The sequence below is a fragment of the Variovorax sp. JS1663 genome (assembly GCF_002157355.1).
Taxonomy (GTDB): domain Bacteria; phylum Pseudomonadota; class Gammaproteobacteria; order Burkholderiales; family Burkholderiaceae_C; genus Variovorax.
Genome location: NZ_LYMK01000121.1, coordinates 1 through 2,176 on the forward strand (window position 1 = coordinate 1; position 2,176 = coordinate 2,176).

The window sequence follows — 2,176 nt, forward strand, 5'->3', positions numbered from 1 at the left end:
GGCTCGTGGCGGCCCCGGTGGCGCGGCCGTTGGCATCCAGGCTGCCGCCGATGGCGAGGTCGCCGTCGCTGAAGATCAGCGATCCCTCGCGGTTGTGAATAAAACTCGCGCCGATGTCCAGGCGATGGCGCGCGGCGATGGTGGCGGCGCTGGTGATGCCATTGACGCTCTCGGCCAGGTTGTTCAGGGTGCCGGCGCCGATGGAGATGGCATCGCCGTAGATGCGGCCGGTGCCGATGTTGGTGACGGTTGTGGCATCGATGCGGGTGGCCACGCCGTCGATGACGCCGCGGTTGGTGACGGTGCCGCTCGCGTTCAGGGTGGTGATCGTGCCCTGGATGTCGCCGCTGGCGATGTTGTCGATGTGGCGGCCCGACAGGGTGAGTGCATTGCCGGCAGCCAGCTTGGCGCTGTTGGTGATGTTGCCGCTGGTGGCGATGCTCAGGTTGCGGTTGGCGGTGGTCTGGCTGCCCGCGGCGATCAGGACATCCTGGTTCAGGGCCAGGCGCATGTCGCCCTTGGAGAGCAGCTTGCCGTCGAAGGTGAGCGCAGCGGCATCGACGGTGAGCGAGTTGCCAGCCAGGAGGGTGCTGCCGGTGTTCTTGACGGCCAGGGCCGTGGCAGCAGGGTTGGCTGCGTTCGGGTCGACGACGGACAGGGCGTGGCCGGCGGAGATGAGGCTGCCCTGGGTGTTGTCGATGCGGCCGGCGCTGGTCACCGTGGCGTTCGCATCGGCTCGGATGGCGCCTGCGGTGTTGACCAGGCTCGTCGTGCCGATGGCGACGTTCCTGCCCTCGATGCCCTGGTCGGTGCCCAGGGTGTTCGTGTTGGTGAGGACGGCGGCGTTGAGGGTGGTGGTGCCCCGTGCGCGGATCAGCGCGCCGGTGTTGTCGATGGCGCCGGCGTCGATGCGCAGGTCGCCCTCGGCGGTGATGCGGCCGGCATCGTTTCCGAGGTTCCCGGCGGCGAGGGTCGTGTGGCCCTTGCTGGCGATGAGGCCGGCGTTGTTCAGGGTGCCTGCCACGCTGATGCGCGTGTGCGCCGCGCCGGTCTGCACGATCTGGCCGCCGCCGGTGTTGGCGAGGCGGGCGAGGTTCAGGCTCAGTCGGTCGGCCTGGAGCTGGCCGGCGTGGTTGATCAGGCTCTGGCCAGATTGGCTGTTGGCCGTCACGCTCAGCGATCCGGGCGTGGTGATCGTCGCGCCGCTGGTGGTGATGTGGCCCTGGCTCGCGGTGAGCGCGATGTTGGCGGCGCGGGTGGTGCCGGATGAGAGGTCGATGCTCGCGCCCTGCAGCGTCATGTCACCCGCGGCGAGGTGGGTGCCCCTGGCCTGGAGCGCGCCGGTGCTCGTCACGCGCAGGTCACCCGCGCTGGCGGGCTTGCCGTCGGGCTGGACACCGGCACCGAGCACGCCTGATCCTTGGACGCTGCCTGCCGTGACGGTGGTGTGCCGGCCCGATGTGATGCTGCCGTCGTTGAGCAGCGCCCCGGCGACATCGACCCTGGCGTCGTGGCCGGCGCGCAGCGCGCCGCCTGCGTTCTGGAAGAAATCGGCGCGCAACGCTGCATCGCCCTCGCTCTCCAACCGGCCGCCCTGGTTGAGCAGCTCGCCGCTGCTGGCGATCTGCAGGCTGCCGGCATGCACCACGCCGGCTGTGTTGTCGAAGCGCTCGACGTTGGCGCTGAAGCTGTGGCTGATGTTCAGGCTTCCGCCTGCGTTGCTGAAGCTCTGACCGCTGAGGGCCAGGTTCGCCACCGAGAGCGATCCCCCTGTGTTGTTGACCTGCGGCGTGTTCAGTGTGATGGGGCCGCTCTCGTGGATACGGCCGGCATCGTTGAGAACGGCGCCGGCTGCGGTGATGCGGCCGGGGGCGGGCGGTGCGTGGCTGGGGGTCGATGCGCTGCCGCCTGTTGCGGTTTCAGTGCCCGTGCCCGTGCCCGTGCCCGTCCCAATGCCTGCGCTTGGCCCTGGGCTCGTGGGACCCGCGCCGCCCGTGCCAGCGTCGGCAAGTGCCGCCTCAGGCACCGGCTCGGCCCCGATCACGCCACCAGCGATGTTGCTCAAGGCCGCTGCAGCCAGCGTCAGGCCCGCGCCACCAGTCTGGCGCAGCGTGCCGCCGCGGTTGTCGATGTCGCCGGCCGCCGTGATCTGCAGGCTTTGCGCCTCGATCGTGCC

The 2,176-nt window shown here is 70.2% G+C and carries 1 pseudogene; it reads right to left on the reverse strand.

The window, feature by feature from the left end:
- Positions 1-2,176, reverse strand: a pseudogene (locus A8M77_RS34885) (autotransporter adhesin family protein); the annotation flags it as partial.